Origin of the sequence: Streptomyces sp. S186 (assembly GCF_051603415.1) — a bacterium.
GTDB lineage: Bacteria > Actinomycetota > Actinomycetes > Streptomycetales > Streptomycetaceae > Streptomyces.
In genome coordinates this window covers 844,590-869,213 of record NZ_CP193932.1, presented here as the reverse complement: position 1 = coordinate 869,213, position 24,624 = coordinate 844,590, and the positions used below count along the sequence as shown (strand labels likewise).

General features: G+C 70.7%; 25 protein-coding genes and 1 pseudogene. 13 read left to right on the top strand and 13 right to left on the bottom strand.

What is annotated here, in order from left to right; genetic code table 11:
• Positions 1 to 23: 23 nt before the first annotated feature.
• Genes ACRAS8_RS03875 through ACRAS8_RS03865 form a run of 3 tightly spaced genes read right to left on the bottom strand, consistent with a single transcriptional unit; the run spans position 24 to position 3,054 of the window.
• Positions 24 to 875 carry a carbohydrate ABC transporter permease gene (locus tag ACRAS8_RS03875; protein WP_438484345.1) on the bottom strand — a complete coding sequence of 284 codons (852 nt, stop codon included), beginning with the start codon at positions 873 to 875 and terminating at the stop codon, positions 24 to 26.
• A complete protein-coding gene (locus ACRAS8_RS03870; protein WP_438484344.1) occupies positions 872 to 1,750 on the bottom strand; it encodes a carbohydrate ABC transporter permease in 879 nt (292 codons plus the stop codon). Before ACRAS8_RS03870 ends, ACRAS8_RS03875 begins: the two co-directional genes overlap by 4 nt.
• A gap of 8 nt (positions 1,751 to 1,758) precedes the next feature.
• Positions 1,759 to 3,054 (bottom strand): ABC transporter substrate-binding protein, encoded by a 1,296-nt coding sequence (locus ACRAS8_RS03865; protein WP_438484343.1) that lies wholly within the window; start codon positions 3,052 to 3,054, stop codon positions 1,759 to 1,761.
• A gap of 279 nt (positions 3,055 to 3,333) precedes the next feature.
• Between ACRAS8_RS03865 and ACRAS8_RS03860 the strand changes: the two genes are divergently transcribed.
• Positions 3,334 to 4,410, top strand: coding sequence for a LacI family DNA-binding transcriptional regulator (locus tag ACRAS8_RS03860; protein WP_438484342.1), 1,077 nt, complete (start codon positions 3,334 to 3,336; stop codon positions 4,408 to 4,410).
• A gap of 65 nt (positions 4,411 to 4,475) precedes the next feature.
• Here the strand turns inward: ACRAS8_RS03860 and ACRAS8_RS03855 are convergent, their stop codons facing one another.
• The 3 genes from ACRAS8_RS03855 to ACRAS8_RS03845 form a co-directional block, all read right to left on the bottom strand.
• Complete coding sequence (locus ACRAS8_RS03855) at positions 4,476 to 4,928, bottom strand: spore-associated protein A (RefSeq protein WP_438484341.1); 453 nt, start codon at positions 4,926 to 4,928, stop codon at positions 4,476 to 4,478.
• A 145-nt stretch (positions 4,929 to 5,073) separates the two neighbouring features.
• The gene (locus ACRAS8_RS03850; RefSeq protein WP_438484340.1) at positions 5,074 to 5,952 is read right to left on the bottom strand and encodes a lysozyme; all 879 of its coding nucleotides are present in this window, start codon (positions 5,950 to 5,952) and stop codon (positions 5,074 to 5,076) included.
• A gap of 381 nt (positions 5,953 to 6,333) precedes the next feature.
• Positions 6,334 to 6,990: a transglycosylase SLT domain-containing protein gene (locus tag ACRAS8_RS03845; RefSeq protein WP_438484339.1), complete on the bottom strand. Its 657-nt coding sequence runs from the start codon at positions 6,988 to 6,990 to the stop codon at positions 6,334 to 6,336.
• A gap of 550 nt (positions 6,991 to 7,540) precedes the next feature.
• Here ACRAS8_RS03845 and ACRAS8_RS03840 point away from each other — a divergent pair.
• Entirely contained in the window at positions 7,541 to 7,765 is a 225-nt protein-coding gene (locus tag ACRAS8_RS03840) for a hypothetical protein (protein ID WP_438484338.1), read from the top strand.
• Positions 7,766 to 7,867: 102 nt separating this feature from the next.
• Here ACRAS8_RS03840 and ACRAS8_RS03835 read toward each other — a convergent pair whose 3' ends face one another.
• From ACRAS8_RS03835 to ACRAS8_RS03815, 5 genes are all read right to left on the bottom strand, one after another.
• Complete coding sequence (locus ACRAS8_RS03835; protein ID WP_438484337.1) at positions 7,868 to 8,560, bottom strand: transglycosylase SLT domain-containing protein; 693 nt, start codon at positions 8,558 to 8,560, stop codon at positions 7,868 to 7,870.
• Between the two features lie 443 nt (positions 8,561 to 9,003).
• Positions 9,004 to 9,897, bottom strand: coding sequence for an alpha/beta fold hydrolase (locus tag ACRAS8_RS03830; RefSeq protein WP_438484336.1), 894 nt, complete (start codon positions 9,895 to 9,897; stop codon positions 9,004 to 9,006).
• Positions 9,898 to 10,167: 270 nt separating this feature from the next.
• Positions 10,168 to 11,406, bottom strand: coding sequence for a beta-ketoacyl-[acyl-carrier-protein] synthase family protein (locus ACRAS8_RS03825; protein ID WP_438484335.1), 1,239 nt, complete (start codon positions 11,404 to 11,406; stop codon positions 10,168 to 10,170).
• Positions 11,403 to 11,609, bottom strand: coding sequence for an acyl carrier protein (locus ACRAS8_RS03820; RefSeq protein ID WP_438490337.1), 207 nt, complete (start codon positions 11,607 to 11,609; stop codon positions 11,403 to 11,405). Before ACRAS8_RS03820 ends, ACRAS8_RS03825 begins: the two co-directional genes overlap by 4 nt.
• A 334-nt stretch (positions 11,610 to 11,943) precedes the next feature.
• Complete coding sequence (locus ACRAS8_RS03815) at positions 11,944 to 12,396, bottom strand: MarR family winged helix-turn-helix transcriptional regulator (protein WP_438484334.1); 453 nt, start codon at positions 12,394 to 12,396, stop codon at positions 11,944 to 11,946.
• 191 nt (positions 12,397 to 12,587) lie between these two features.
• Here ACRAS8_RS03815 and ACRAS8_RS03810 point away from each other — a divergent pair, with 191 nt between their 5' ends.
• The 6 genes from ACRAS8_RS03810 to ACRAS8_RS03785 all read left to right on the top strand — a co-directional run bounded on the left by ACRAS8_RS03810 (position 12,588) and on the right by ACRAS8_RS03785 (position 17,379).
• Entirely contained in the window at positions 12,588 to 12,998 is a 411-nt protein-coding gene (locus ACRAS8_RS03810) for an organic hydroperoxide resistance protein (RefSeq protein WP_438484333.1), read from the top strand.
• Positions 12,999 to 13,496: 498 nt separating this feature from the next.
• Positions 13,497 to 13,784, top strand: coding sequence for a DUF6400 family protein (locus tag ACRAS8_RS03805; protein WP_438484332.1), 288 nt, complete (start codon positions 13,497 to 13,499; stop codon positions 13,782 to 13,784).
• Between the two features lie 2 nt (positions 13,785 to 13,786).
• A complete protein-coding gene (locus ACRAS8_RS03800) occupies positions 13,787 to 14,011 on the top strand; it encodes a hypothetical protein (RefSeq protein ID WP_438484331.1) in 225 nt (74 codons plus the stop codon).
• Positions 14,012 to 14,488: 477 nt separating this feature from the next.
• On the top strand, positions 14,489 to 15,358 hold the full coding sequence (locus ACRAS8_RS03795; RefSeq protein ID WP_438484330.1) for an SCO6745 family protein: 870 nt from the start codon (positions 14,489 to 14,491) through the stop codon (positions 15,356 to 15,358).
• Positions 15,359 to 15,771: 413 nt separating this feature from the next.
• Entirely contained in the window at positions 15,772 to 16,470 is a 699-nt protein-coding gene (locus tag ACRAS8_RS03790; protein ID WP_438484329.1) for a hypothetical protein, read from the top strand.
• A 219-nt stretch (positions 16,471 to 16,689) separates the two neighbouring features.
• Positions 16,690 to 17,379, top strand: coding sequence for a pyridoxamine 5'-phosphate oxidase family protein (locus ACRAS8_RS03785; protein WP_438484328.1), 690 nt, complete (start codon positions 16,690 to 16,692; stop codon positions 17,377 to 17,379).
• Between the two features lie 145 nt (positions 17,380 to 17,524).
• On the opposite strand, the gene ACRAS8_RS03780 is transcribed toward ACRAS8_RS03785, so the two are convergent.
• Positions 17,525 to 18,226 (bottom strand): TVP38/TMEM64 family protein, encoded by a 702-nt coding sequence (locus ACRAS8_RS03780; RefSeq protein ID WP_438484327.1) that lies wholly within the window; start codon positions 18,224 to 18,226, stop codon positions 17,525 to 17,527.
• A 269-nt stretch (positions 18,227 to 18,495) separates the two neighbouring features.
• On the opposite strand from ACRAS8_RS03780, the gene ACRAS8_RS03775 reads away from it, so the two are divergent.
• The 3 genes from ACRAS8_RS03775 (at position 18,496) to ACRAS8_RS03765 (ending at position 21,254) form a co-directional block, all read left to right on the top strand.
• A complete protein-coding gene (locus ACRAS8_RS03775; protein WP_438484326.1) occupies positions 18,496 to 18,687 on the top strand; it encodes a hypothetical protein in 192 nt (63 codons plus the stop codon).
• 174 nt (positions 18,688 to 18,861) lie between these two features.
• Positions 18,862 to 20,037 (top strand): elongation factor Tu, encoded by a 1,176-nt coding sequence (tuf, locus tag ACRAS8_RS03770; protein WP_438484325.1) that lies wholly within the window; start codon positions 18,862 to 18,864, stop codon positions 20,035 to 20,037.
• A 308-nt stretch (positions 20,038 to 20,345) separates the two neighbouring features.
• Positions 20,346 to 21,254: a spermidine synthase gene (locus tag ACRAS8_RS03765; RefSeq protein ID WP_438484324.1), complete on the top strand. Its 909-nt coding sequence runs from the start codon at positions 20,346 to 20,348 to the stop codon at positions 21,252 to 21,254.
• A 319-nt stretch (positions 21,255 to 21,573) separates the two neighbouring features.
• On the opposite strand, the pseudogene ACRAS8_RS03760 reads toward ACRAS8_RS03765, so the two are convergent.
• A pseudogene (locus ACRAS8_RS03760) lies at positions 21,574 to 22,888 on the bottom strand (MFS transporter).
• A gap of 307 nt (positions 22,889 to 23,195) precedes the next feature.
• On the opposite strand from ACRAS8_RS03760, the gene ACRAS8_RS03755 reads away from it, so the two are divergent.
• Together ACRAS8_RS03755 and ACRAS8_RS03750 are read left to right on the top strand one after the other, a co-directional pair.
• A complete protein-coding gene (locus tag ACRAS8_RS03755; protein WP_438484323.1) occupies positions 23,196 to 23,366 on the top strand; it encodes a DUF4442 domain-containing protein in 171 nt (56 codons plus the stop codon).
• A gap of 147 nt (positions 23,367 to 23,513) precedes the next feature.
• Positions 23,514 to 23,966 carry a DUF4442 domain-containing protein gene (locus tag ACRAS8_RS03750; protein WP_438484322.1) on the top strand — a complete coding sequence of 151 codons (453 nt, stop codon included), beginning with the start codon at positions 23,514 to 23,516 and terminating at the stop codon, positions 23,964 to 23,966.
• Positions 23,967 to 24,624: the final 658 nt, after the last annotated feature.

Genomic DNA, 24,624 nt, shown 5'->3' with positions numbered 1-24,624 from the left:
TGTCCCTCCGGGTGGATGCGGCATCAGCCCTTGACGGCGCCCTCCTCGACGCCACGGAAGAAGGAGCGCTGCAGTACGGCGAAGAGCACGATCAGCGGCACGACGGCGATCACCGAACCGGCCGCGACCAGCCGCTGGTCGTCCGCGAAGGTGCCGTGCAGATAGTTCAGGCCGACGGTCAGGGTGAACTTCGACTGGTCGCTCAGCACGATCAGCGGCCACAGGAAGTCGTCCCAGGCGCCCATGAACGCGAAGACCGCGACCACCGCCAAGGTGCCCCGCACCGACGGCAGCGCGATCCGCACGAACCGCTGCCAGGCATTGGCGCCGTCCACGAAAGCCGCCTCCTCGACCTCGTACGGCAGCGCCGCGAAGGCGTTCCGCATCAGCAGCACGTTCATCGCGCCGACACAACCGGGCAGCACCACCCCGACCAGGGTGTTGTTCAACTGCAATTGACGCAACGTCATGAACTGGGCGATCATGACGCTCTCCACCGGCACCAGCATCGCCATCACGAACACCACCACCGCGACCCGGCGGCCGCGGAACCGCAGCCGGGCCAGCGCATAGCCGGCGAGCGCCGCGCCCGCACAGTTGGTCAGCACATTGGCGACGGCGACCTGCAGGGAGTTCAGCGCGAAGTCCCACACCGGGATCACCCGCGCCACCGCCGCGTAGTTGCCGAGCGTCGGATGGTGCGGCAGCAGACTCGGCGGAGAGCCGTAGAGATCCTCGCCCGGACCCTTGAGGGACGTCGACAACTGCCACAGGAACGGCCCGACGGTCAGCGCCAGCACCGCGAGCAGCAACAGATAGCGCACCAGCAGCGAGCCTCCGGCCCGCCTCCGCCGGCGCCGCTCCGCCCCGGTCACCGCTCCTCCCCGCGGTGGGCGCGCAACACCAGCAGCATCAGCCCGAGCGTGAGCACGAAGACCACCACCGACAGCGCCGAGGCGTAACCGACCCGCCCGCCGAGCCCCGTCCCGGCCTGCTGGACGAGCAGCACCAGCGTGGTGTCCTCCCCGCCGGGCCCGCCGGCCGGCCCGGCCATCAGATACACCTCGGAGAACACCTTGAAGGCGTTGACCGCGGACAGCGCGGCCACCAGCACCATCGTCGAGCGCACCGCGGGCACCGTGACCGTCAGGAAGCGCCGCACCGGGCCGGCCCCGTCCACCGCGCACGCCTCGTGCAGCTCCCGCGGCACCTGCGCCAGCGCCGCCAGATAAACGATCATGTAGTAGCCGAGGCCCTTCCAGACCGTCACCGCCATCGCACTGAGCAGCAGCAGCCAGGAATCGCCGAGAAAGCCGACCCGGCCGAACCCCAGCGCCTCCAGCAGCGCGTTGACCAGCCCCCGGTCGTCCAGCAGCCACACCCAGATCAGCCCGACCACCACCACCGAAGCCACCACCGGCAGATAGAACGCGGCCCGGAAGAACGCGATCCCCGGCACGCTCCGCCGCACGAGCAGGGCCAGCAGCAGCGGCAGTACCACCAGCGGCGGCACCACGCCCAGGACGTAGAGCACGCTGTTGCGCAGCCCCGTCCAGAACATCGGATCGGCCAGCATCTCCCGGTAGTTGGCACCACCGGTGAACCGCCCCGCCTTCAACGTCCGGGCGTCGGTGAACGAATGCGCCACCGTGCTCACAAACGGATAGAGGCTGAATCCGCCGACGACCAGCAGGCCGGGCGCGAGGAACAGCCAAGGGCTGATGGCCGACTGCGTACGCCGCCTCCCCATCTTCGGCCTCAGCCGGCCGTCAGCAGACGGTCGCACTCCGCCACCGCGGAATCCAGCGCCTCCTTCGGCGACTGCTTTCCCCGCAGGGCCCGGGCCACCGCATTGCGCAGCACCGTCTTCATCTGATCACTGAGCAGTACCGGGGTGTAATTCACCGCGGTTTTCAGCGACTTCGCCGCCGCCACCCGCACCCGCGTCGTATCCGTTCCGTCCTCCTTCGTGAAGTACGGATCGTCCAGCGAACCCTTCGTGCTCGGAAAGACCGTGACCTGCCGCGCGAACGCCATCTGGTGCCGCTTGTCCGTCACGAAGTGCGCGAACGCCACCGCCGCCGGCTTCACCCGGCTCCGCGCGTTCACCATCAGGCCCTGGACGTACATATTGGCCCTGCCGGTGTTGTTGACCGCATCGGTGATACCGATGTTCTTGTAGAGGCCCGGCGCGTCCCGTTTGAAGTTCACCAGATCGAGCGCGCTGCCGGGATTCATCGCCACCGACTGCTGCGCGAACTTGCGCCCCGCCGACTCGGCCACGGCCGTCAGCGCCTGCGAGTCCAGCGCCCCGGCCGTGTACAACTGCCGGTAGCGCGTGAGGAGTTCCACGCCCTTGGGCTCGTTGAAGGTGAACTCCGTGCCCCGGGCGTTCATCAGCCGCACGCCGTAGCGGCCGAAGTCCTCGATCGACGGCGTGCCGGCCAGCATCGCGATCCTCCGGTCGCTGTTCCGCGCCATCGTCAGCGCGTCCGCGAACAGCCGGTCGTAGGTGACCGGCGGTTTCTCCGGTTCCAGACCGGCCTTGCGGAAAAGGTCCTTGTTGTAGAACATCGGGCCGGTGTTGAGATACCAGGGAAAGGCGTAGACACCCGGCATCCCCGGCATCCGCTGGCTCTGCCACGCCCCGTCCAGATACTCGCCCCGGTACTGCCCCGCCGCCTTGCCGAGGTCGAGCGCCAGCCCGGCCTTCGCCAGCGGATACGCGAGATCCGGCGACACGTTCACCACATCCGGCAGCGTGCCGGCGGCCGCGTCCGCACTCAGCTTCTGCGCATATCCCTCGGCCGGCTGGTCGATCCACTTCACCTTCGTGCCCGGGTACTTCTTCTCGAACTCCGCGACGACCCCGTCGAAGAACTTCTGAAAACGCGCCCGCAGATTCCACGTCTGGAAGGTGACCTGCCCCGTCACCTTCCCCGAGACACCGCCCACATCCCCGCCGCCGTCCGGAGCACCACACGCGGACAGCGAAAGCGCGGTGGCGGCGAGGACCGCGGTGGCGGCGGATGTCCGAAGGGAACGACGACGCATGGCCGGCTCCTTGGCTGCAAGTGCGCGGACGTGCTCGGACCGGAGAACTGTCGTACTCGTCGCCTCAGGGATCCGGTTCCACGGCGCGGTGCGGGCCATCCTGGGCCTTCCGGATCCGCGACGCGGCAGACGGTACTAATGCGCTTTAGAAGGCGTCAAGACCGCGTTACCCCACGGGTTTTGCGGTGCGAGCGCCGTTCCTCCCGGACCTTGTTTGACAGTCCCGGCCGCCCTGATCAGACTGTCGGCACTCAGCGGTCCGGCCCGGAGGAGCCCGCGATGACAGCGCCCGGTGAGGCCGCCCGCCGCAGACCGGCGCGCCGCCCGACCATCAAGGACATCGCCCGGCGGGCCGGGGTCTCCGAGAGCGCCGTCTCCTTCGCCCTCAACGGCCGCCCGGGCGTCTCCGACGGCACCCGCGCCCGGATCCGCCGGGTCGCCGACGAACTGGGCTGGCAGGCCAACAGCGCCGCCCGCGCCCTCTCCGGCGAACGCGCCGGCTGCCTCGGCCTGGTGCTGGCCCGCCCGGCCCGCACCCTGGGCGTGGAGTCCTTCTTCCTCCAACTCGTCTCCGGCATCCAGGAAGTGCTCTCCGCCCGGCACACCGCCCTGCTCTTCCAGGTCGCCGAGGACCTCGACACCGAGTGCGCGCTCTACCGCCGCTGGTGGGCCGAACGCCGGGTGGACGGCGTCCTCGTCGTCGACCCCCGCACCGACGACCCCCGCCCCGCCCTCCTCGCCGCCCTCGGCCTCCCCGCCGTCACCATCGGCGGCCCCGCAGGACCCGCACCCGCCGGTGCGCTGCTCTCCACCGTCTGGGCCGACGACGCCAGGGCCATGGCCCGGATCCTGGACCATCTGCACGGCCTCGGCCACCGCCGCATCGTGCACCTCGCCGGCCTGCCCGGCCTCGCCCACACCGCCCGCCGCATCCACTCCCTGCGCACCGAGGCCGCCCGCCGCGGCCTGGACGCCCGGCAGGTCCGCTCGGTCACCACCGACTACTCCGACGCCGAGGGCGCCGCCGCCACCCGCCGCCTCCTCGACGCGGCCACCCCGCCGACCGCGCTCGTCTACGACAACGACGTGATGGCGGTCGCCGGCGCCTCGGTGGCCGCCGGCCGCGGCATCCCCGTACCGGGCCGGCTGTCCGTCGTCGCCTGGGACGACTCCCCGCTGTGCCGCGTCGCCCATCCCCCGCTCACCGCGCTGGTCCGCGACACCGCGGGCTTCGGCCGCCTCGCCGCCGGCGAACTCCTCGCCCTCCTCGACGGCGGCTTGCCCCGCACCGTCGAGGGCGAACTCCCGCACCTGGAACCCCGCGAGAGCACCGGCCCGCCGCCCCGATGCGCCTGACGGCCCACCGCCGTACCGAAATCCCCCCGACAATCCCCCCCAACCCGCCCGCCAGGGCTGGAGTTTCAGTGCCGGACGACCATCCCGGCCGCCAGCCGCCCGCAGTTGGAACCGGCGACCCGGACGCTCACCGACTCGACGGCCCCGCCCCAGTCCACGCACCTGCCTTTCGCCGCGAGAAAGACCGGCCCGGCGAATGCGGTGTATTTCCCGCTGTCGAATACCGGGGCGGAACTGTGGTCGGACGGCCCGAGTTCGGCACGCACGATCACCGCCTTCCCCGGCGTGTTCCGGACCGTCACCACACAGTTCTTTCCGGTCTTCGCGCTGTACGTCAGATAGACCGTGCCCTTTCCGCTGACCGGTGCGGAATTCACGACGCGATAGCCGCTGCCGCACGCCCCGTTGTAGGCCCCGCCGGCGAGTGGCGCGGCCGATGCGGTGCCGGCCAGGCCCATGGTGGCCGTTCCCGCCAGCGCCAGTGCCGTCGAACCGATGAGAAGAGAGGAACGCTTCATGGAAAACCCCCGTCGGGTGGTGTCCTTCGCGTGGTCGTGCACCGAATCGGTGCTGCACCTGTTGGACACCAGCCGGACGGGGAAGGTTGTACGCGAAATTCCGCCAGTGCGGGTGTTTCCGCGTGCGTCCCTTTCCGGCTCCGCGTCAGTCGTCGTCGTCCGGGCCGTAGGCCAGCACCTTCAGTCGGCTGTACGGGCCGTTGAACCTGTTGTGGTCGCCGACCGTGTGCCCGGAGGACGTGTGCTGCCAGATGCTGTGGAAGCGCCAGCCGGCCGGCAGGGTCCCGACGGACGAGCCGTAGCGCGGGATCCACAGCGGGTTGCTGCGGCCGAACCGGCCGGAGTTGCCGGTGCACCGCTTCCACCAGTTCGTCGAGGTGTAGATCACCGCGTCCCGGCCCGTCTGCTCGCGGTAGGTGTGCACGAAGTCGGCGATCCAACTCACCATGCCCGCATGGCTCCTGCCGTAGCAGGTCTCCCCGTAGGGGTTGTACTCCATGTCCAGCGCCCCCGGCAGCGTCCGGCCGTCCCGCGACCAGCCGCCGCCGTGGTGGGCGAAGAAGCGCGCCTGCGACGCGCCGCTGGAGTGGTCCGGCAGCGCGAAGTGGTAGGCGCCGTGGATCATCCCGGCGTTGTACGCGCCGTGGTACTGCTCCTCGAAGTAGGGGTTCTTGTAGTTGTTGCCCTCGGTGGCCTTGACGTAGGCGAACCGCACCCCCATGTGCCGCAGCTTCCACCAGCCCACTCTGCCGTTGTGGCTGGAGACGTCGACCCCGGCCACCGACCGCCGGGGCCAGGCGCCGCGTGGCTCCGAACCCCCGGACCGCGAGATGCCCTCGTGCACGGCGATGGTCGAGCCCATCCAGTCCTGCTCGGGGTGGGCAGGGGTCTTCCCGGCGTCCGGTCTCGCGGTGGCCGTGTCCGGGACGCCGAGCGGCAGTGCGAGCACGGTGGCGAACGTGACGAGGACGCCGGCGGCAAGCGGGACCGTACGGCGGGCCGGTGCGGATCTGCGCAAGGGCATCTCGTGCCTCCGAAGGACTTCGGTCGAGTCAGTTTCGGCAGCTTTTGAGCAGAATCCTGCCGATGAAATGACTTATACGCTGAAATGACCGATTCCATGGCTGCATGGGTCCGGGGTCCGCCGTCCGGCCGGGCCATCTCACTCGTCTGGGCGGCCTCCGCGGGCCCTCCGCCCGGCGGCCATGGCACAACGAACAGAGCCGTGGCGCAGCGGGCGAAGAAGGCGAGGGGCAAAGAAGACGAGCGGGCCCCGGCAGTGCCGGGACCCGCTCTCCGCTCAGCGGCGAACGCGCCATGTCGCCGCCTCGCCGGTCATGTGTGCCGACCCCGCCGGGCCGTCCGTCGCGTCTGTCGCGTCTGCCGCACCGGCGTCGACGGCGGCTCAGTAAGCGGAGTTGACGTTGTCGATGGAGCCGTAGCGGTGCGCCGCGTAGTTGGCGGCGGCGGTGATGTTGGCGACCGGGTCGGTCAGGTCATGGGCCGTACCCGCGACGTGGTAGGTGTCGAAGGTGGGCTGGATCACCTGCAGCAGACCCTTGGAGGGTATGCCGTTCTGGGCGTTCACGTCCCAGTCGTTGACGGCCTCGGGGTTGCCGCTGGACTCGCGCATGATGTTGCGGTGCAGGCCCTCGTAGCTGCCGGGGATGCCCTTGGACTTCATGATGTCCAGCGACTGCCGGATCCAGCCGTCGAGGTCGTTCGCGTACGTCTTCGGCGCGGCCGGGCGGTCGGCGGAGCGGCTGGCGGCCTGCTCGGCCGCGCGGTCCTGCTTCGCGACGGCGGTGACCTTGATGTGGTCCACGACGGACGCCTTCACGGGGCGCTCGGCCGCGGCGCCGGCCCTGGCGGGCATCCCGTCGGCGCTCACCGGCTTGACCGCGGCCGGCGCGTGCGCGGCCGTGGTCGCGGCGTTGCCCGGGGCCGCGGTGACGGCCAGACCCGTGGTGGCACCGGCGGCGGCCAGAACGGCCACACCGATCTTGTGGGTGCGGGTGATGCGGGTGATCCGGGCAGCGCGGGGCAGGGTGAAGCTGGGCATACGGGGGTGACCTCTTCCAGGTACTGGGGACGGGGAGGCGGCCATCGTTGGCGCGTTCGGACCGGAGGCTCCTGGCCGCGATCACCCTCGGGGCGGGAAGTGCGGCGCGCTCTCGGTGCGACGGGATCCATGGTTAACGGCCGACCCCACGGGTGGCAATGCCCCCTTGTACTACCTCTCTTCGTGAGATGTAGCGCGATGCCCGAATTGGGTAGTTATCGACCCAGTGCTTGCGGGCCGGGCCACCTCCGCCGTCGACTAGGCGGACTCGTACGTGACGTGCGTCGCGTGCCCCGCGTCACCCGCCGACGCCCTCCAGAGGCCACGCGGAACCCCTCGCGTGTTACCTGGGACACATCCGAATTGCCCACCGTCGCCCCGCACTTCACGCCCGCCGGGCGCACCGGAAGGGGATCGCGCCCGGCGTCCGTCGATACGGCGGCCCGGGTCGTCCGTTCGTAGCAGCGACCGGGCTGTCGCACGGCGGCCGGACCGCGGGTCCCCGAGAGTGAGACCACGCACAACCACCACTCACCGTAGGGAAGTGCTTATGCTCCGTCGCATCACCGTCGTGCTCGCCGGCCTCACTGCCGCCGGATTCCTCACCACCACCGGCGTCGCCGCGGCGGCCCCCGCCGACCACCACCACGGGCACCGGCCCCAGTACGAGAGCCGGCACCATCTGACCCCGAGGGAGCGCGAGGGCCTCCGTATCGCCGCCCACGTCCTGGACGTCCTCTTCGGCGGCCCGTCACGCCGCGACCACATGTACTGACAGCATCCGACGCCGACGCCGACGGCAACGGCCCTGCCCGCACAGTGCGGACAGGGCCGTTGCCGTTCACGTCGCGGCGCCTCGGGGGCGCGGAAAGCCGCCTCAGTAAGCGGAGTTGACGTTGTCGATGGAGCCGTAGCGGTGCGCCGCGTAGTTGGCGGCGGCGGTGATGTTGGCGACCGGGTCGTAGAGGCTGTGGGCCGTACCCGCGACGTGGTAGGTGTCGAAGGTGGGCTGGATCACCTGCAGCAGGCCCTTGGAGGGTATGCCGTTGCGGGCGTTGATGTCCCAGTCGTTGATGGCGTACGGGTTGCCGCTGGACTCGCGCATGATGTTGCGGTGCAGGCCCTCGTAGCTGCCGGGGATGCCCTTGGACTTCATGATGTCCAGCGACTGCCGGATCCAGCCGTCGAGGTTGTTCGCGTACGTCTTCGGCGCGGCCTTCGGCGCCTCCTTGGCGATCGGCGCGCGCTCCGCGGCGCGGCTGGCGGCCTGCTGGGCGGCGTGGCCCTGCTCGGCGACCGCGGTCACCTTCAGGCCGTCGGCGACCGACACGGTGGCCGTCTGCTCCTGCTCCTTTGCTGCCTTGTCCTTGTCGACGACCGGCAGGCCGTTGGCGCCGACCGGCTTCACCACGGCGGACGCGTGCGCGGCCGGCGTCGCGGCGTTGCTCGGTGCCGCGGTCATCGCCAGTGCGGCCGCGCAGCTCGCGGAGGCCACCAGTACCGCGGAGATCTTGTGCGTGCGGGTGAGGCGAACGGTGCGGGGCAGAGAGAAAGAAGGGGGCATGGGCATGCGGAGGTGACCTCTTCCAGGGCGGGGTGGCGGGGGAGGTGGCCATCGGTGGCTGTCCCGGGGGACCGAGGGTCAGTGCCGCGCTCGCCGCTCCGGCAGAGTCCGCAGGCTCGTTCTCGGTGTTACGCCAAACATGGTTAGCGCCGGCCCGCGATGGTGGCAATGATGCCGTGTACTACCCGTCTTCGTGCATTCGGGCGGGATGTCCGCAATGACGCCCGTAATGCCCGGCCGCGCCCGCCCCCGGACTCGACTAGCCCGCCTCGTACGTGACGTACGTCGCGTGCCCCGCATCACCACCGCGGGCCCTCAAGGCCCCCTCCGCACACGGCAGTTTGTTGCCCCGGTCACAGCCCGACGGGGCCGGTCCGCCGCCTCCGGCGATCCCGGCCCCGTCTCTGCGTGCCCGCCCGGCTACGACCCGTGCCCGCCGGGCCCTCCGCTCACACCCGCGCCGGACCGGCGACCGTCCGCGCGCCCGCCGCGGCCTGCCGCCCCACCGCCGTGGGCGGCCGGTCCGTGAAGAACCGCGCCACCAGATCCGCGACCTCCTCCGGCCGCTCCAGCACCACCCAGTGGTCCGTGTCGGGAACGACCAGAAAGCGGCTGCCCACGATCGTCGCCGCGAAGTCCCGCTGCCGCGCCGGGGACGTCACCGTGTCGTGCTCACCACTGAAGACCAGCGTCGGGACGCCCGACAGGCCCCCCGAGAAGTCCGGCCGATCGGTCAGCGCCCGCTTCAGCGAATCCACCGCGTGCGGCGAGTGCAGCGCCGCCTGCAGCATCGCCCGCCGCACATAGCGGTACGCCAGCTCCCGCCGGGCCACCGACCGGCTCTCGTCACGGCACAGCAGCCCCTCGGCCACCATCGTCGCGAAGGTGTCGGTGTCCCCCTCCCTGAGATGCCCCGCGGCCCGCTGCCAGTGCGCCACCTGCCCCTCGCTGATGTGCGCCGGCACCCCGCCCAGCACGAGCCGGGCGATCCGCCCCGGAAACCGCCGGGCACACCCGAAGGCCAGCCCTGCTCCGTAGGAGAAGCCGAAGAGATTGATCCGCGGCACACCGAGATCGTCGATGATCCCCAGGATCGCCGCACACAGCACGTCGATGCCCGGCCCCGGCGGCAGCGGCTCCGCGGTGCCCATCCCCGGCAGATCCGCGGTCACCAGATCCGCCACCGGCCCCAGCCGGTCCTCCATCTGCGGCCAGCCGAACATCCCCTGCAACGCACCGCCCAGCACCATGACCGGCTCGGTACACCGCTCCGTACCCCGCAACACCCGGTACGCATACGACACTCCGCGCACCGACAGCGAACGGATCACTTCCTCGGACATGGCATTCCTTCTCGAAGAGGCTCCACGCGGCCCGGAGCACCCGCGCCCCGGCCCGACCGGACAGGTCCTGGGGTCCTAGGGCGCTTCTGACGGATCTCCGCGGCGTCGCGGCGCCTGGCACGCACTCCCCCACGCCTGAACGGCGCGGGGGGACCCCCTTGCGGCGTTGCCGAAACGTCTCCATAGCTCCGCTATGAAGACCTTCCGGCGCCTTGCGATCGCACGCACCAGGCACCGCTCCTTCCTCCACGGAGATCCGTCAGAAGCGCCCTAGCGGGTCAGGACGAGCGCCGCGTTGTGGCCCCCGAACCCCAGCGACGTCTTCACCGCGCAGTCGAACGCCGCCGGCCGGGCCTCGGCGCGCACCACGTCGATCGGGATCCGGGGATCGGGCACCGTGAGGTTGGCGGTCGGCGGCACCAGCTGCTGCTCCAGCGCCAGCACCGTCAGCGCGGTCTCGATCCCGCCCGCGGCGCCCAGCGTGTGCCCGGTCATCGCCTTCGTCGACGTCACCAGCGGATGCTCGCCGAGCACCCGCCGCAACATCACCGCCTCGATGCGGTCGTTGAGCACCGTCGAGGTGCCGTGCGCGTTCACATGACCCACGTCACCGGGCCGGACACCGGCATCCGCCAGCGCGCTGCGCAGCGCCCGCTCGATGCCCCGCCCCTCGGGATCCGGCGCCACCGCCGCGTACGCGTCACTGGAGGCGCCGTAACCGGCGATCTGCGCGCGGACCGGCGCCCGCCGCGCCCTGGCGTGCTCGGGCCGCTCCAGCACCAGCAGCCCCGCACCCTCGCCGACCACGAAGCCGTCCCGGTCCACGTCGAACGGGCGGCAGGCCGCCGCCGGGTCGTCCCGCCGGGTGGAGACCGCCTTCATCTGGCAGGCGCTGGCGATCAGCAACCGGGACAGCACCGACTCCGCACCCCCCGCGATCGCGATGTCGCAGGCCCCGGCGCGCAGCAACTGGTGCGCGGTGCCCACCGCGACGGTCCCGGAGGAGCAGGCGGTCGCCACCCCCAGGCTCGGCCCGTGCGCCCCGAGATCCATGCAGACGCTGCTGGCCGCGCTGTTGATGACGGTCAGCGGGGCGAGCTTGGGGGAGACCCGCCGGGCGCCGTGCCCGGCCATTGCCGCGCTCTGCTGGTCGTAGAACGGCAGCCCGCCGTGCGCGGAACCGATCACCACCGCGACCCGGCCGCTGTCCCAGCACTCCGGGTCCAGCCCGGCGTCCCCGACCGCCTCCCGGGCGGCGATCACCGCCAGCTGCGAGAACCGGTCCATCAGCCGCTGGGTGGCCACCCCGAGCAGCGCGGTGGCGTCCAGATCCGCCGCGGTGTACATGAAGTCGCAGGGAAGATCGGCGAGTTCGTCCTGCCGGGACACATTGCCCGGCACCACGTCATGGGTGATGGCGTGCCAGGTGGCCTTCGTCCCCACGCCGGCCGCGGTCACCAGGCCCAGTCCGGTCACGGCCGCGGTGAACGGCTGCTGGCGGGCCGTCACGCGGCGACTTTGCCGTCGATGGCCGCCACCAGCTGTCCCACCGTGTCGCGCGAGGTCAGCGACACCTCTTCCAGATCGACGTTCAACTGCTCCTCGATGAGCACCCGGAGCTCTTCCAGGGCGAGGGAATCCAGCCGTAGGTTGCGCAGCGGGGTGTCGGCGTTCACCTCGCCGCGCGCGACCCCGAACCGTTCCTCCAGCAAGGCGTTGACAACTTCTGCCGCATTCACGTGGCGCTCCTCCGCTGTTCGTAGGCGATGCCGCCAACCGCGTCCTGGGCGGGATTCAGCCGGTCGTCCCGGCTGGTTTGGCCACCCTTTATACGCCTTTGTCCCGGCTGCTCCCCAACCGTGGTAGCTCAATGGGGTGATGGGCGCGCCGGAGCGGGGGAGGGGCTCCCTTCGAGGCGGCGCGGTGCCGCGGGAGGCAGCTCGCTGTCTAACGCCCGAAGGCGCGGCGAGGTACGGGGCGAACACCCACGGATGCGCGGCGATCTCTGCGCCGCGCCCGCCCGGTGGCGACTCCTCAGGCTTCGTCTCAGGCTTCGTCGAGCGCGCCGGTGACCCGCCCCAACAGGCCGCGCAGCGTACGGAGTTCGTCGACGGTGAGCCCGGTGGCGGCCAGCATCCGGCGGGGGACCGGCAGCGCCCGCTCCCGCAGCTGCACGCCGGCCTCGGTGAGCCGGATGATCACCGAGCGTTCGTCCTCTGGGCTGCGCTCCCGGTGCACCAGGCCCGCCGTCTCCAGCCGCTTCAGCAGCGGCGAGAGCGTCCCGGAATCCAGCCGCAGCCGCTCGCCGATGCGCTTCACCGGCTCCGGCCCGTGCTCCCACAGCACCAGCATGACCAGGTACTGGGGGTAGGTCAGGCCCAGCTCCTTGAGGGCGTCCCGGTAGACGTTCCCGAAGGCCCGCGAGGCGGCGTGCAGCGAGAAGCAGACCTGGTGGTCGAGGCGGAGCAGTTCGGCGTCGGAAACGGGCTGCGTGGTCATGGCCCCAGGGTAACGCGCCCAACCCAATCAAGTTGTATTCAACTTAGTTGCGTGCAGTTTACTTGCGCACAACTAAATTACGTGCGACTGTGATGGCGGGCCGGGTCCTCCGGTCGCCCGCCCGGCTTCGGCCGCCGGCCGCCGTCTCCACGACCCGCCCCGTCCACCACGCGCAATCGAAGGGACCCCACATGGACGCGCTGTACACCGCCGCCGCCACCGCCAACGGCCGCGAGGGCCGGGCCGTCAGCTCGGACGGCCGGCTCGACCTCGCCCTGGCCCTGCCCCCGGCCCTCGGCGGCGACGGCAACGGCACCAACCCGGAACAGCTCTTCGCTGCCGGGTACGCCGCCTGCTTCGCCAGCGCCATGGCCAACGTCGGCCGTCAGATGAAGCTCGACACCAAGGACGTCGCGGTCACCGCCGAGGTCTCGATCGGCAAGGACGACACCGGCTTCGGCCTCGCCGTCGTGATGCGGGTCGAGCTCCCGGACGCACTGGCGGGCGAGACCGGACGCCAGCTCGTCGAGGCCACCCACCAGTACTGCCCCTACTCGAAGGCCACCCGGGGCAACATCGACGTCGAGCTGGTCATCGAGTAGCCGGGGCAGGGGTGGGCGAGGGAGCGGGACGGGGGAGCGGGCCGGGGAACGCGGGTGGCGCGGGGTGGCTCACCGGCGGAGATGCGGGGATGGCGGGAGTGCCGCAACGAACGCCGGCTCTCCCGCCCCCGCTCCGTCGCCGCCGTCGCTCGCCCGACAAGTCCTCCTCCGCCCCCTCCCCACCCATCGGTGGAGGTCACTCGCAGACGTCTGCGGACGGACGGCACCTGATAGACATCCCGGGCGACGGCCCGGGGTGCGCTCCAGCGATCATCGTCCCGAGCTGTCAGACGTCCCGCCGCCGGGCATGAGATCCGTCACGCCCGGCCACCCGGCCGTTCCGCCCCGCCCCGATATTCCGCCTTTCCGGCGCCCTCCCGGGGCGCACACCCGGAGGGCTTCTCCGGCTGACGCTTCCTCAATCCCGTCGGGCTTGCTAAACACGTCCGATCGGGGGTACTCGTCCGAATCGTCCGTGAGTGGTACAGGAAGCGCAGCATGACCGACCACACCAGCCCCTCAGGCCCCGGAGCCGACATATCCCGCGTCACCGGGCTCTCCGCCGACGGCACGCGCGGGACGTTCGAGTTCGACCTCACCGACCACGAAGCCCGACGCCGGGCCGAGGTGCTCACCGCGCTCGACGACACCTGGGACCCCGCCGCGGTGCTGGCGGACGAAGCGGAGGCCCAGCGGCTCCTCTACTCCGGTCTCGACGCCGACCAGCAGGCCCTCTACGCCCGACTGGTCGCCGACGGGGTGCTGCCGGCCGCCGAACAGGGCTAGGCATGCTGCCGATCGACCCCACCGCCGACATCGGCCGCCGCGCCTGGGTGCCCTGCCCCCGCTGCCAGGACCACCAGGACTGCGGCACCTGCCGTGACGGCCGCACCTGCAGCGCCCACTGGCGCTACCTGCTGTCCAACAAGGGTCCTCTGCTCCACCTCCAGTGCCCCACCTGCGCCCACCTCTGGTCCTGGAACTCCGGCTTCGGCGCCGACGACCGCCCCTGACCCTCGGCGACGACCGCCCCGAGGTGGCCGCCGACTGCCGCGCCGCCGCCCGGTCGCCCGGCGCCGGCCACCGACTCCGCGGCGCCCCACCGCGTCACGGGCCACCCGTATCACGGGCTACCCGTCGCCCGGCCTCCTCGACGGTTACTCGGCGCCCGCCGCCTCACCGAGCGCGCCTCCCCCTCTCGCCTCCTCCTGCTTCTCCCCTCGTCTCCTCTCCTCGGCAATCCGTCTCCGTCCCAGCCACGCACCTGCACCGCACTTTCCGAGCACCCTGCTCCCGATTCCCCATTCCCGGCTCCCGGCGCAACTTCCCTGCGCCCCCGCCCGAACAGCGCTAGCGTGCGAGGCACCAGGCACCAGGCACCAGGCACCAGGCACGAGGCGCGGATCCAGTCCCGGGCAACGCGTCCGGCCCCGGGCCCCATTCCTACCGGCGCCCGCCGTACCTTCCCGCAGCCCACCGAGGAGCCGACCATGGAGCCGCCCACCGCACAGCGGGCACGATCGCTCTGGCTGATGACCGAGCCCCTGCACGCGGTCTGCTACTTCGACGGCCGCTGCCGGGCCCTGGGCAAGGACCTCGGCCTCAAGGGCTTCTGGATGGGTTACTTCGCTGCCCGCACCGCGCCCCTGGGTGCCGTCGAACCCGCGGCGGCCACTGCCGTCCTCGGCGTCTTCGCCCCGGGTATGGTGGCCCGCGCGCTGCCCGCCGCATGGAGCGTCGTCAGCCTCGCCCACGTCCTCGACGAACGCGGCACCCGCGCCGCCCATGCCCTCCGCGCGATCGCCCCGGACCTGGACCGCTCCGCCGCCGCACTGCTGCCCCGCCTCCAGACGCTCGTCGACGCCGCCCCCGACACCGCGCGCCCGCTCTTCGCCGCCAACCGCGCCCTGTGCGACCACGCTGACCCGGTGGAACGCCTGTGGCAACTCACCACCGCACTGCGGGAGTTCCGAGGGGAGGCCCATCTGGCCGTCCTCGCCGACCGGGAACTCGACGGCTGCGAGGCGCTGGTCCTCACCGCCGCCACCGGCCGGGTGCCCGCCGACACCATGCGCGAGGACCGCGGCTGGACAGAGGAGGAGTGGGCGGCCGCCGCTGACCGCCTCCGCTCCCGCGATCTCCTCGACGCACAGGGCAACGCGACCGCGCCGGGACTGCGCGAACGCACCCACATCGAGCACGAGACCGACCGCCTGGCCGCCCGGCTCCTCCGCCCCCTTCCCCCGGCCGAGGCCGACGACCTGCTGGAGCTGCTGCACCCCGTCGTCCGCCGCATCCTCGCCGCCGACGTGTTGCCCTTCCCCAACCCCATCGGCCTGCCCCATCCCGACACGCCGTAACGACATCCCAGACCGCGCCACCGAAGCATCCGGTATCACCTTTCCCCCGTCGGAACGTCCGGTACGAGCCGCCGACCCGCGGCACGTCCGGCTGATTCACAAGGTAACGCGCCGCACTGACAACCGACTTCTCCCCGGCGAGAGGGACCCCTGCGCTGCAGCATGATTGTCGGCTTCGCTACGACGTGATTGTCATTTGGTGGTCCGATGGGTGCTTTGGGGTGCTTTGCAGCGACAGATCGGATCACCTCCGACGGAAGCGGCGTTGTCTGAGTATGGATCCGAGAGAATTGTGGGACCGCAACGCTGTACTGGCAGAAGCGTTTTGCCGTGGTGACGAACGTGTCCGGGAAGCGCAGGCCAGACTTGACGAGGCGCAGGCCGATCGCTCCCGTGTCCTGGCGGCGTTCGCATTGACAGTCGGCAGTACGGGCGCGGTGGCCGGACTGTTCGGGCTCAACGAACGGGAAGTGCGGGTCGCCCGGCGCACGGTGGGCAAGGACGACGCCCGCGCCGTCGCCGAGGAGCTCCTCTCCTCCGCCCCGCGCATGCCGCCTAAAGAGCCGGAGGATCCGTCCCCACCATCCTCCGATCCCTCTTCCGACGGTTCCCACTTGGCCGGCAGTCGCCAGGCCGCTCCGCCGATGGCCGGCGTCACACCGGAACAGAACTGGTCACCCGCCATGGACGCGGTCCTGATCGGCAGCTGGCAGACCGGCGTCGACCTGCGGGAGCTGGCCGCGGAATTCGGCCTCGACCTCTCGCGCCTGATGGCACGCGCCCAGCAGCTCTCCGCCCAAGGGCGCTTCTACCCCGGCCCCACCGAGACCTACGCGGGTCGTCACCGCCGCGGCCCCGGTGAGGGCCAGGAGTCCGAATACACCATCCCCGCCCAGCAGTCGGCGACATGGAACGGGGTGGCCGCCCAGAACATGGCGTCCGGCTGGCACACCGGAGCCATGCCCCCCACCACCGAACCCGTTACCGATGTCTCCTCCTTCACCTCCGACTGGGACAGCGCCCTCGCCCCCTGGGGTTCGATCGCTCCCTCCCACGAGGACCCCGCAGCTGCAGCCCACCAGCCATGGGCCCAATATCACCTCAGCTCCTGAAGACTCTCCCACGGAATCAGTTGTCACGTAAGTCATTCGCAACGAATTCAGTGAACTATCTGGCCTGAATATTGTGAAGTCGTTACTCTGACGGGCAGTCCCGCTGGGCTGCCCGCTCGCGTACGCAGCCCCGCCTCCTGGCCAGTGCGCGACCGATCCCGTAGCACGGCAGCCCGTAGCACGGCAGCCCCGAGCAGACAGGTAGACAGGCACACAGTCATGACCACGTCCATACCCACCCCGGCCCGCACCCTGACCGAAACCGACCGCACCCGACACCGCCGGCTCCGCGGGCAGGGCAGCCTCGACCGCGCCGAACTCGACGCCATCCTGGCGGCCGGCTTCGTCTGCCACCTCGGAGTGACCGTCGACGGCACCGTACGCGTCGTCCCCACCGTCTACGGCTCGGACGGCACCACCCTCTACCTCCACGGCTCGGTCGCCAGCCGCAGCCTCGTTTCCTCCCCCGGTGCCGACGTCTGCGTGACCGTCACCCACGTCGACGGCCTCGTGCTGGCCCGCTCGGTCTTCGAACACGGCGTCAACTACCGCAGTGCCATGATCTACGGCGTACCCCGCCCGGTCACCGACGACGAGGAGAAACTGGCCGGACTGCGCTGCCTCACCGACCAGTCCGCCCCCGGCCAGTGGGAATACGCACGACAGCCCAACCGCAAGGAACTGGCCGCCACCGCGCTGCTCGCCCTCTCCCTCGACGAGGCATCGGTGAAGATCAGGACCGGCGCCCCGGACGACGGCGACGGCCCGGACGCCGAACTCGGCCTGTGGGCCGGCGTCCTGCCCCTCCACACCACATGGGGAACCCCGGAACCAGACCCCGTTCTGGACACGAAGACACAGCTCCCGCCCCACATCGCGGCACGCGAGGGCACGCCCGCCTCTTCGTAGCCGTGTGGCCGTGTGGCCGTGGAGCTGTGAGCCGTGTAGCGGTAGGGGCCCAGGTTCGTAGATCGGTCCGGCTGGGTGGGGCCCGTCGGGCCTGTGAGTGTGTCGAGACGCCGCCCCCGGCCGCGCGGGCATGCGTCCGCGACGATCAACCCCCGCGCAGCGCCTTCCGCTTGTGCCAGGCGAAGGCCACCGCCATCAGCCCGCTGACCGCGATGAAACCCATGGACAGCAGGAACGCAGGCGACGTGGGCGCCGACGCCCGGGCGCCCGCCACCGCATAGGCCGCCGTGTTGGGGAGGCTGCCCAGGGCCGTGGCCAACAGGAACGGACACCAGCGCATACGGGACACGGCCGCGGAGTAGTTCGTGGCGGCGAACGGCAGCCCGGGGAGCAGCCGGATCACCAACATCGACCGGAACCCGTGCTCGCTCAACTGCCGGTCGGCGGCGGCAAGCCAACGGGCGCGCAGCAGCGGACGCAGCGCGTCCTGCCCGAGCAGCCGACCGAGCCCGAACGCCAACCCGGCCCCCAGCATCGTCCCGGCGAGCGTCGTGACCAGCCCCGACTGACTTCCGAAGAGCGCACCCGCGGCGAGGTTCAGGACCGGCCGCGGGACGAAGGCGGTGGTGCACACCCCGTACGCGAGGGCGAAGACCACCAGCGCGGCCGGCCCCGTGAACCGGGCGGGCCAGCCGCCGGACAGCAACCGCTGCGGGTGCCACAGCAGCATCGCGGCCGCGGCGCAGGCCAGGAGCAGAAACAGCAGGGCCAGGCGCGACCAGGGGGAGAACAACACACGCGTGCAGTGCGCGGCGAGGCCGTCGGGCGTTGCGGCGGGGGCGGGCATCCGGGGAGCGTATCCGAAGCGTGCTGCGCGCCGCCGGAATCCGGACCGCAGCACCGCGAACCGACACCGCGAACCGACACCGCGAACCGACGCAGCGAACCGAGACCGCTGGCCGGGACGAGATGAAGCCGGCCGGATGAGATGAAGGAGCAGAGCCTAGGGGCCGACGGCTGTTGCCCCACGCCTGTTGGTCGTTGGGCCCGCTTGAGTGAGACCCCAGGCCCGTAAATCGCTCGACGCCGGATCAACGTCCCGGCACCATATGACGCATGTTCCGGCACGCCTTCCTTTCGATGCCGTCCGCGGTCGCACCGACCGTCGCGGACGCGCCGAAGGCTGCCGCCGGATTCCGCGTCGCGGCCCCGGTGATCGAAGTTGCCGCCACCGCCGGCGTGGCCGCCACTGCTCCCGTCGCCGCAGCCGTTCAGGCCGCCGTCGCGGCAGGCGGCGCGCGAAGCTGACCCTCTCCGGATCGTCCGGCGGACCCCGCAGGGGGAGGGTCGGAGCGGACCGGGGGTCCCCACGGCGCCACATCGCCGTCATCACCGCATTCCCGAATTCCCAAGTTCGCCAATTCTCGAATTCCGAATTCCGAATTCCGAATTCCCGAGTGCATTCCCGCGAGGAAGAACACCATGCCCAAGACGGCATACGTCCGGACCAAGCCGCATCTGAACATCGGCACCATGGGTCACGTCGACCACGGAAAGACCACGCTCACCGCCGCCATCACCAAGGTCCTCAGCGACCGGGGCAGCGGCACGTTCGTGCCGTTCGACCGCATCGACCGGGCCCCCGAGGAGGCCGCCCGCGGCATCACCATCAACATCGCGCACGTCGAGTACGAGACCGGGACCCGGCACTACGCCCACGTCGACATGCCCGGCCACGCCGACTTCATCAAGAGCATGGTCACCGGCGCGACCCAGCTCGATGGCGCGATCCTCGTCGTCTCCGCGCTCGACGGGGTCATGCCGCAGACCGCCGAGCACGTCCTGCTCGCCAAACAAGTGGGCGTCCGGCACATCGTCGTCGCGCTCAACAAGGCCGACGCGGGAGACCCCGAGCTGACCGACCTGGTGGAGCTGGAGGTGCGCGAACTGCTCACCACCCACGGCTACGACGGCGAGCACCTGCCCGTCGTCCGGGTCTCCGGGCTCCGCGCCCTGGAGGGCGACCCGCGCTGGACGGAGGCGATCGCTGCCCTGTTGGACGCCGTGGACACCTACGTCCCGGTGCCCGAACGGTATGTGGACGCACCGTTCCTGCTGTCCGTCGAGAACGTCCTGACCATCACCGGACGCGGGACCGTCGTCACGGGAGCCGTCGAACGCGGCACGGTGCGGTGCGGCGACCAGGTGGCGGTGCTCGGCGCGGAGACACTGGCGACGGTCGTCGCCGGGGTGGAGACCTTCGGCAAGCCGATGGAGTCCGCCGAGGCCGGGGACAGTGTCGCGCTGCTGCTGCGTGGGCTGCACCGCGAGCAGGTACGCCGGGGTGACGTCGTCGCGACGCCCGGCAGCGTCACGCCGCGACGCCGCTTCACCGCCGAGGTGTATGTGCTCTCCACGGAGGAGGGCGGTCGGCGCACGCCGCTGACCACCGGCTACCGGCCGCAGTTCTACCTCCGTACCGCGGACGTGGTCGGCGCCATCGACCTCGGCGAGCGGGCGGTCGCCCGTCCCGGCGAGACGGTGACGGCCACGGTCGAACTGGGCCGTGCGCTCCCGATCGAGCCGGGCCTCGGCTTCGCCATCCGCGAGGGCGGCTGCACCATCGGCGCAGGCACAATCCGCACCACGGAAGCCTGACCGCGGACTGACCGCACGGCGACAGCCTGACCGCACGGCGACGAAGCGGCCAGTCGCCGGACGACGCGGCCAGTTCCCGGACGTTGCAGCCAGTTCCCGGACGCTACGGCCAGTTCCCGATCGTTCCCCGGGAACTGGCCGTACGGGACCGTACGGGAACTGGCCGCAGTGAACCACCGCACAGGGGCACGCCACAGCAGATCGGCTCACCCCGGCCGAGAGATCGGCTCACTCCGGCCGAGGGGGTTGCGGGCCGGCTGAGGGGGCTGCGGGCGTGGGGCGCCCCGCCCGCCCGTCACAATGGCAGGGTGCATAACGAATCACTGGCCGCCGAGGATCCGGTCCCCGTCACCCGCACCGTCGACCACGGGACCGCCAAACTCCTCCCGGACATCGATCGCCCCCGCGCATGGCTGCTCACCGTGGACGGCGCACCGCAGTCGTATGTCGACCTCGACGACCCGACCCACCTGGAGTTCGAGTACGCCCGCCGGCTGGCGCACGTCCTGGACGAGGCCGCGCCCGAGGGGCAGCCGCTGGACGTGCTGCACCTGGGCGGTGGCGCGCTGACCCTCCCGCGTTACGTGGCCGCGACCCGCCCGCGCTCCCGCCAGCACGTGATCGACTCCGACCGCGGCCTGCTAGACCTGGTGGCGGAGCACCTGCCGCTCCGGGACGGCTCCAACTCCGACGTCGACTCCGACTCCGACGTCGACTCCGGCTCTGGAATCACCCTGCACGCGCAGGACGCCCGAGCGGCGTTGGAGGCGGCGCCGGAGGCGGGCGTGGACGTGATTGTGGCGGACGTCTTCACGGGCTCACGCATACCCGCGCAGCTGACCTCGGTCGAATACGCGCGCGCAGCCGCCCGCGTGCTGCGCCCCCGCGGTTGCTACGCCGCCAACCTCGCCGACAGCGCTCCGTTCGACTTCCTGCGCAGCCAACTCGCCAACTTCGCCGCGGTGTTCGCCTACTTCGCCCTGATCGCGGAACCTTCGGTGCTGCGCGGTCGTCGCTTCGGCAACGCCGTGCTGGTTGCCTCGCACGCGGAGCTTCCGATCGCCGCCCTGGCTCGTCGCGCTGCCGGCGATGCCTTTCCCGCTCGTGTGGAACACGGTTCGGCCCTGCGACGTCTGATCGCCGATGCGCGTCCCGTGCCCGATGGTCAGGCACTCCCGTCTCCTATGCCTCCGGACGGGGCCTTCAGCGTCGGCTAGGTAGGTGGGTGGTTGGGCGGCTAGCTGGCTGCAGTTGGTTGGTGGTTGTTGGCGGCTTGTTGGCTGGTGGTTGGCTGTTGCTTGGGGCCGCTCGCTGCAACCGCCCACTCACCTCATCGACATCCGTCCCTTCGTGCCTTCCTTTCTGCTTCCCGCTGCCCTTTCTCGTTCGCTGTCGGTTTCGTTGTCGGCGCTGGGCCCCTGGGTGGTCGGGGCGGGGTCCGCGTGTGGTCGGAGCCGGGGCCTGTGTCCGGGGCTGTCTCCTGCCTTTGTAGGAGCCTTTGCTGGGGCCGCTTCCTTTCTTCTTTTACGGCAACGATTACGGAGAGTTATTTGTTCCGTTCGTTGTGTTGCTGGTGTTTGGGCTGGTCGGAGTGGGTGGGGGAGGGGAGGTGGTGACGGTGGGTTTGGGTGGGCGGTGGGTGAGATGGCGGACGTCGGGGACGCAGAGGACGGCGGCTGTGAGGAGCGCGATCAGGGAGGCGCTGGCCCATAGGGCGGCGGGGCGGCCGATCAGGTCCTGGGCGGGGCTGGCCAGTGCGGTGGTCACGGGGACCATCGCCAGTGAACCGAGCCAGTCGTAGGAGGAGACCCGGGAGAACTTCTCCTCGGGGATCTCCTGGTGGAGGGCCACCATCCAGTTCACCGAGGAGACCTCGATCGACACCCCCGCAGCGAACATGATCGCCGCGAGCCAGCCGACCGGTACCGGTATGGCGAGCGCGGCGGACGGGAGGGCGAACGGGAAGACGCAGAGGGTGCCGGTCAGTAGGAGGCGGCGCGGTTTGAGTCGGGTCATCAGGAGCGCGCCGATCGCGGTTCCGGCGCCGAGCGCGGCCAGGGTCAGGCCCCAGGGGCCCGCGCCGCCCAGATACTCCTCGGCGACCAGTGGTCCGTAGACCGACTGCACTGCCACGACCACCGCGTTGACGATGGAGAATTGCGCAACGATCGCCCACAACCACGGCCGGGACGTCACCTCCCGCCAGCCGTCCCGGAGGTCGTTGCGGATCCCGCCGCTGGGAGTGCGTTCCGGGATGCCGCTCACGTCGAGGAAGGCGCGCAGTGCCCCGGCGACCGCGAAGGCGGCGGAGTCGATCGCCAGCACCCACCCCGGGCCGATGGCCGCGACCAGGGCGCCGCCGAGTGTCGAGCCGCCGATGGTCGCGCCGTTCACCCCGATCCGGAACACGGCGAAAGCCCGCCCGGCCTGCTCTCCGGAGACGCTGGCCAGCACCATGCCCTCGGAGGCCGGAAGGAAGAACGCCTGCCCGGTGCCGCCGATTGCCGCCAGCAGTGCCATCCGCCACAGGTGTGCCGTACCGGACAGGACGAGGAGCGCGAACAGGCCCTGGGGAGAGGAAGTTGACGCTGTTCGCCACGACCATCACCCGGTGCCGGGGGAGCCGGTCTGCGACCGCGCCTCCGACCAGCAGGAAGAGGACGAGCGGCACCATACAGGCGGCGGAGACGAGCCCGACGCCGGTGGCGGAGCCGCCCGCGTCGAGGACCGCGAATGCGGTCGCGATCAGTGCACCGTTGCTGCCGAGGCCGGCGATCACGGTGGCGGAGCTGAGGAGGACGAAGTTCCGACCTGCCCAGGTGGGGCGGGTCGCCATCAGGTCGGCCGCCATCAGCGGGGTTCCCGTCGGTGCGATGGGCGTGATCGGTCCGGTGTTGCCAGGGTGGGTGTTTCGAGGGGCCATGCATTCAGTGCTGACGCTTTCAGGGCTGGGGCTTTTGGTGGACGTATGCCCCGTGTTCCTAGCGGGGGTGCCAGCGGTGGGGTTCGGTTCCGTCGTGTCATGGGCGTTGACGATATGGGGTGTGGGAGGTCAACGCCTTTAATTTCGGCGGGTTTTGGGGAGCGAGGAGTGGAGGGGCGCGGAGAGCGTCGGGCGGCCTCTTCACAGCTAAGCTACTGATAGGTAACATGGTGGCATGTCCTCAGGGTCCCTGCCGCCGATCGTCGACATAATGGCGGCATCCGTGCCGATGGTCCGCACCCTGGGCCTTGAGCTCACCGAGACCACCGCCGGGCGCACCGTGGTCCGCATGGCCGACCGGCCCGACTTTCGCAACCACGTCGGCGGCCCGCACGCCGGGGCGTAATGCCCCATGGGTGCACGTCGGGGTTCCGTGCGGAGTTGCCGATCTCGCCAGCGGAGCGAGTTCGCGATCCGAGGGGCTTCTGTCGGGCCAGTGGTGTGCCGGGGATGGGGATGGCGGGCGATGCTACCGATGGGTAACATTGAGTCCATGACAGTTGAGAACACGTCGATCGGCGAGATGCTCGCGGCCACGGTGCCGATGGTGCGCACTCTGAACCTGGAGTTCCTGGAAGTCACTCCGGAACGCGCCGTACTCCGACTCCCTGACCAGCCGGAGTTCCACAATCACATCGCCGGCCCGCATGCGGGTGCCATGTTTACGCTGGCTGAGTCGGCCAGCGGTGCCATCGTCCTCTCCGCGTTCGGGGATCAGCTCTCACGGGCCGTCCCGCTGGCGGTGCGGGCTGAGATCGGCTACAAGAAGCTTGCCAAGGGGCCGGTGACGGCCACGGCCACACTGGGGCGTCCGATTGCCGATGTCATCGCGGAGCTCGACGCGGGGCAGCGCCCGGAGTTCCCGGTGAGCATTGCCATCCAGCGCGAGGACGAGGCGGTCACGGGTGAGATGACCGTGGTGTGGACTCTCCGCCCCAACAGCTGAGTTGAGGGCCAGGAGCACGAGGATTTCGGATCCCTCCTGGCTTCTGGTCGGCAACGGAGTGGGGGTGTCCGAGCATCGGATGCCCCCACGTCGGAGCTGGGTGGCGTTGCCGATCGGTGGGATTGGTGGAGTTATGGGGGAGGTCGAAGGGCGAATCCCTGGGGTGAGCTGGACCAATTCCCCACGGATCACGCCGCTCACTACCGAGCTGGAGCTGCTCCAATTGTTCAAATCGCTATCTCCACGGTACTCGGAGGATGTCGGTCGGTGGCATTTCGGTCGACTGGTCAACCGGCGCCAGCTCGTGCATGACCACGAGACCCTGCCACCCACCAGCGAGGTACCAGTCCGGCAGTCGGTGAACGATGTCCATCGGGCGTTACGGTGATCTCTGCGGGTGCAACTCGGCCGCTCGTCGAGGAGAGGAACCACTCTCAGGCCGGGAGATAGCAGCACCTGCAAAGAGGAACTGGAGCAGCGCCTGGCTGCCGAAGCCGCCGGTTCCTCTCCGCTCACGCGGAGAGGACTTCCCCGGGCATGCCGCCACCGGATGCCTGTGCGGATCGGCTCTGCTCGCGCCGAGAGGATGAGGTGGCCACCCTGGACGTGAGTAGGGCGTACTGGATTACCTCTGCTTGCGCGGAGAAGGGGGCAGTTG

Bases quoted from the DNA above. Each gene is read 5' to 3' on its own strand.
- ACRAS8_RS03800 (WP_438484331.1), top strand. From the start codon at position 13,787: ATGCTGCCGATCGACCCCACCGCCGACATCGGCCGCCGCGCCTGGGTG.
- tuf (WP_438484325.1), top strand. From the start codon at position 18,862: ATGCCCAAGACGGCATACGTCCGGACCAAGCCGCATCTGAACATCGGC.
- ACRAS8_RS03830 (WP_438484336.1), bottom strand. From the start codon at position 9,897: ATGTCCGAGGAAGTGATCCGTTCGCTGTCGGTGCGCGGAGTGTCGTAT.
- ACRAS8_RS03780 (WP_438484327.1), bottom strand. From the start codon at position 18,226: ATGCCCGCCCCCGCCGCAACGCCCGACGGCCTCGCCGCGCACTGCACG.
- ACRAS8_RS03845 (WP_438484339.1), bottom strand. From the start codon at position 6,990: ATGCCCAGCTTCACCCTGCCCCGCGCTGCCCGGATCACCCGCATCACC.
- ACRAS8_RS03835 (WP_438484337.1), bottom strand. From the start codon at position 8,560: ATGCCCATGCCCCCTTCTTTCTCTCTGCCCCGCACCGTTCGCCTCACC.
- ACRAS8_RS03840 (WP_438484338.1), top strand. From the start codon at position 7,541: ATGCTCCGTCGCATCACCGTCGTGCTCGCCGGCCTCACTGCCGCCGGA.
- ACRAS8_RS03810 (WP_438484333.1), top strand. From the start codon at position 12,588: ATGGACGCGCTGTACACCGCCGCCGCCACCGCCAACGGCCGCGAGGGC.
- ACRAS8_RS03855 (WP_438484341.1), bottom strand. From the start codon at position 4,928: ATGAAGCGTTCCTCTCTTCTCATCGGTTCGACGGCACTGGCGCTGGCG.
- ACRAS8_RS03755 (WP_438484323.1), top strand. From the start codon at position 23,196: ATGTCCTCAGGGTCCCTGCCGCCGATCGTCGACATAATGGCGGCATCC.
- ACRAS8_RS03775 (WP_438484326.1), top strand. From the start codon at position 18,496: ATGTTCCGGCACGCCTTCCTTTCGATGCCGTCCGCGGTCGCACCGACC.
- ACRAS8_RS03815 (WP_438484334.1), bottom strand. From the start codon at position 12,396: ATGACCACGCAGCCCGTTTCCGACGCCGAACTGCTCCGCCTCGACCAC.
- ACRAS8_RS03805 (WP_438484332.1), top strand. From the start codon at position 13,497: ATGACCGACCACACCAGCCCCTCAGGCCCCGGAGCCGACATATCCCGC.
- ACRAS8_RS03870 (WP_438484344.1), bottom strand. From the start codon at position 1,750: ATGGGGAGGCGGCGTACGCAGTCGGCCATCAGCCCTTGGCTGTTCCTC.
- ACRAS8_RS03750 (WP_438484322.1), top strand. From the start codon at position 23,514: ATGACAGTTGAGAACACGTCGATCGGCGAGATGCTCGCGGCCACGGTG.
- ACRAS8_RS03865 (WP_438484343.1), bottom strand. From the start codon at position 3,054: ATGCGTCGTCGTTCCCTTCGGACATCCGCCGCCACCGCGGTCCTCGCC.
- ACRAS8_RS03795 (WP_438484330.1), top strand. From the start codon at position 14,489: ATGGAGCCGCCCACCGCACAGCGGGCACGATCGCTCTGGCTGATGACC.
- ACRAS8_RS03850 (WP_438484340.1), bottom strand. From the start codon at position 5,952: ATGCCCTTGCGCAGATCCGCACCGGCCCGCCGTACGGTCCCGCTTGCC.
- ACRAS8_RS03785 (WP_438484328.1), top strand. From the start codon at position 16,690: ATGACCACGTCCATACCCACCCCGGCCCGCACCCTGACCGAAACCGAC.
- ACRAS8_RS03860 (WP_438484342.1), top strand. From the start codon at position 3,334: ATGACAGCGCCCGGTGAGGCCGCCCGCCGCAGACCGGCGCGCCGCCCG.